General features: G+C 72.0%; 3 protein-coding genes. 1 reads left to right on the forward strand and 2 read right to left on the reverse strand.

Annotation, left to right across the window (positions count from 1 at the left end):
• Positions 1–18: 18 nt before the first annotated feature.
• Positions 19–1302 (reverse strand): IS110 family RNA-guided transposase, encoded by a 1284-nt coding sequence (locus tag BN12_RS21100; RefSeq protein WP_235432332.1) that lies wholly within the window; start codon positions 1300–1302, stop codon positions 19–21.
• Positions 1303–1785: 483 nt separating this feature from the next.
• Here BN12_RS21100 and BN12_RS21105 point away from each other — a divergent pair, with 483 nt between their 5' ends.
• Positions 1786–2967 (forward strand): MFS transporter, encoded by a 1182-nt coding sequence (locus BN12_RS21105; protein WP_048555541.1) that lies wholly within the window; start codon positions 1786–1788, stop codon positions 2965–2967.
• Positions 2968–3058: 91 nt separating this feature from the next.
• Here BN12_RS21105 and BN12_RS21110 read toward each other — a convergent pair whose 3' ends face one another.
• Positions 3059–3820, reverse strand: coding sequence for a DUF4118 domain-containing protein (locus BN12_RS21110; protein WP_048555543.1), 762 nt, complete (start codon positions 3818–3820; stop codon positions 3059–3061).
• Positions 3821–3953: the final 133 nt, after the last annotated feature.

Genomic DNA, 3953 nt, shown 5'->3' on the forward strand with positions numbered 1-3953 from the left:
CCCATGAGAAGCCCTATGTCAAGCCGCCTCGGTTTGGGTTTTGAGGAGGCGTTGGAGTGCTTGGTGGTTTTGGGGGTTGTAGGCGAGGTGGTCTTGCCAGCAGTGCCAGATGATGGTGAGCCAGGCTCGGGCCAGGATGCGGGCGGCGTGGGCGTGGTCGTGTCCACGTGTTCGGGCGCGGTTGTAGAGGTCGGCGGCCCAGGGGTTGGCGTGCCGGGAGTCGGCGGCGAAGTCGATGACGGCGTCGCGCAGTTGCTTGTCGCAGGACCAGCGGAACCCGACGACGCGGCTCTTGCCGGACTGGCGGGTCGAGGGTGCGGCGCCGGCGAGGCAGGCCAGCGATTCGGGGGTGGGGAAGCGGGCTCGGCAGTCGCCGATCTCGGCCAGGAGGCGCGCGGCGCGCACGGTGCCGGATCGGGGCAGGCTGGTGAAGATGTGGGCGTCGGCGTGCGTGTCGAGTTGGTGGCCGATCTGGGTGGAGAGGGTTTTGATCTGCTCGACCAGGGTCTGCAGCAGCGCGACGTAGCTGGCGGTGATGGCCGCCTGGCTGGCGGCGTACTCGCCGGTGGCGCCGCGGGGGGCGTCCAGGAGGCGTTGGTGCAGGACGGCAGGGTCGACCTTGCCGGAGTAGCCCTGCTTGGCCAGCCAGTCGCCGAGGCGTTTGGGCGTGAGCCAGTCGATGCGGTCTTGGGTGTCGAATCTGGTCAGGAACGCCAGAGAGATCTCGGAGTCGATGTCTTTGAAGAGTCCTACGGCGCCGGGCAGGATGTTGCGCAGGTGAGCGCGGAGCTGGTTGGCTGCCGCGACGCGGTGTTTGACCAAGTCCTTGCGGGCCCGGCACGCACGACGCAGCGCGGTGGTGGCCTGGGTGTCCGGGACCAGGGGCCGCAGCCGGGCTCGGTCGGTGCGCAGGGTGTCAGCCAGGACATAGGCGTCGAACCGGTCGTCCTTGTTACCGGCCGAGCCGTAGCGGCCGCGCAGGTTCTTGACCTGGTTCGGGGAGATCACTACCACGGTCAGGCCGGCGCCGAGCAGGGCATCGACCACGGGACCGTCAGGACGTTCGATGGCGACCTCGCCGACGCCATGACGGCCCAGGAACCCGATCAGGTCCCGCAGGCCGGCGCTGGTGTGGGGGGTCAACGTTGCCGCGGCCTGTCGGCCACGGCCATCGACGATGCATGCGGCGTGGTCATCACGTGCCCAGTCGATGCCGGCGGTCACGTCGTTGGCCGCGAACTCCGGCAGGCAGCCGGTACCGGTGGACGGTTCACTACTTCGGGCGTTGCTGGCAGACTTCACGTCAGCCTCCTCGCTGCTAGACCCAGTGGGGAGGCACCCTCATCTCTCGATGGCTCGGGTGGCCACGGTGCCGAGACGTGCCTGCCGGTTCGCTCACTGATCGGCACTCGCAACCAGGAATCCTGGTCTTGGTGCGCAGCCCTATCGACGGTCCACACGTCCCGGGCAACCCCCAGATCCTGCACATCTCATGGTGGACGTCATCGGCGTCAAGCGAGCAGGGCAGTGACCTGGCGGCACCCGGGGTGCATCGACGCTCCATCTGAGAACGCCGACATCAGGAAGGTAGACCAGTGAGCGATCCGATCCCCGATCTCGAGCCCGACGGCGCACTCCTCCCGAACGCGCCCCACGCGTGCACCGACCGCAGCTGTCCGCCGGTGTCGCCGCCCCGCCGGCGAGCCGGTCGTCCGACCCACCGGCGAGTCGGCCGTCCCGCGCACCGCAGCGTCCGCCGCGGGGGAGCCACCGGGCCGGACCCGCATACCTCGGGAGATCTGGGTCCTCATCGCCGCCGCCTTCGTCATCGCCCTCGGGTTCGGACTCATCACGCCCGTCCTGCCGGAGTTCGCCCGCAGCTTCGGCGTCGGCGCGACGGCGTCGTCCGTCGTCGTCAGCGCCTTCGCCTTCTTCCGCCTGTGCTTCGCGCCCGGCGGCGGACGGCTCATCGCCCGTTTCGGGGAGCGGCCGGTCTACATCTCCGGCCTGCTCATCGTCGCCGTCTCGACGGGGGCGACGGCCTTCGCCGGGTCGTACTGGCAGCTGCTGCTCTTCCGCGGGCTCGGCGGCATCGGGTCGGTCATGTTCACCGTGTCGGCCGTCGCCCTCATCGTCCGGCTCGCGCCGCCGGAGATCCGCGGCCGGGTGTCGTCGGCATACGGCTCCGCGTTCCTCCTCGGCGGGATCGGCGGTCCCGTCGTCGGCGGCACGCTCGGCGGGCTCGGGCTGCGGGTGCCGTTCATCGTGTATGCCGTCGCGCTCCTGCTCGCCGCGACCATCGTCGCCGTCGCGATCCCCTCCGGTGCGCTGCGGCCCGCTCCCGACGAGCCGGTCCGGCCGACGATGACCGTCCGGGACGGGCTCGCCGACCCGGCCTACCGCTCGGCGCTCGCATCGTACTTCGCCAACGGGTGGGCCAACTTCGGTGTCCGCAACGCGATCCTGCCGCTCTTCGCGGCGGCGATGGTGCTCGACGAGCCGTGGGTCGCGGGGACCGCCCTCGCCGTCTTCGCCGCGGGGAACGCCGTCGGCCTGACCTTCTCCGGCCGGCTCGCCGACACGGTCGGGCGGCGGCCGTTCATCATCGCCGGCCTCCTCGTCAGCGGGGCGGCGACCCTCGTGACCGGGCTCGCGACCTCACTCGTCCTGCTCATCGCCGTGTCGGTCGTCGCGGGCCTCGGCGCCGGCACCCTCAACCCTGCCCAGCAGGCGGCGGTGGCCGACGTCGTCGGGCGTGAGCGCAACGGTGGCCCCGCGCTCGCCGCCGTCCAGATGTCGTCCGACGCCGGGTCGATCGTCGGGCCGATCCTCGCCGGGCTGCTCGTCGACCACGTGAGCTACGAGGCGGCGTTCCTCGTCACCGGGGTGATCAGCCTGCTCGCGGCGCTCCCGTGGCTGCGGACGCGGGACACGCTGCGGCGGGCCCTGCCCACGTCGGTCGCCTGACTCGTGGGTGGACCAGCCCACGCGGGAGCGTCGGCTGCTTCACCCACGAGGTCCGTCCGGTCCGGCGTGGCTCCACCGTCTCGATCGGCGCTCAGCCGGCGTGGTCCGGGTGATGGACGAGGACGGCTCCGGCCTGGTCGGCGAGGGTCAGCGCGACGCGACGCCGCTCGCGGTCGGGCCGGGCGATCCGGTCGGCCGCCGACACGAGGAACCGGCCGAGGACCTCGCCGTTGCTGGCCACGGGCACCTCGAGGAAGTCCATCGTCGGCAGTCCGGACCGCTCGACGTCGACCTCGTGGCCGTCCGGTCCGACGACGCGCCCGTCCGGGTCGAGGAGCGGCCGGTTGCCGGAGCCGGGGCCGCGCTCGAACCGGCACTCCGCGGCACCGAGGACCCCGGCGATCTGACGGCCCACCTGGTCGGTCACGTCCCGGGCGGAGGTGGCGCCGGTCGCTGCGAGCCGGGCCGCCGACACGATGCCGGCGAGGTACCCCTCGCGACGGCTCGACCCGCCCTGCTGCCGGCGTCCCCAGAGCGCGAGCTCGGTGACGGCGAGCCCGACGACGACGAGGAGGACGGCGGTCTCGACATCGTCGCGACTGGAGATCGTGAACGTCCGGTACGGCGCCGTGAGGAAGAAGTCGAACCACACCGTGCTCGACAGGGCCGTGACGATGCCGGCCACCCGGTCCCCCGTCGCGGCGAGGGCGACGACGAGGAGGACGAGGACGAGGGCGGCGTTCGTCGGCTCGACGTCGCCGCGGACGAGGGAGAGCAGCCACGCGACGACGACCGGTGCGCCGAGCGCGATCCCGACGAGAGCGGGTCGTGAGGGAGAGGTGCTGCTCCGCATACCGTCGACGCTAGGCCGGTATGCGATCGCCGGACCGGGCTCCGCCCGTCAAGATCGCGTCAAGATCCGCCCACGACCACCAGACCGCCCCGCCCCCGTCGCCCCCCGCCCCCGAGACGACGGGGCAGGAGAT

Source organism: Nostocoides japonicum T1-X7 (genome assembly GCF_001046855.1).
Taxonomy (GTDB): domain Bacteria; phylum Actinomycetota; class Actinomycetes; order Actinomycetales; family Dermatophilaceae; genus Nostocoides; species Nostocoides japonicum.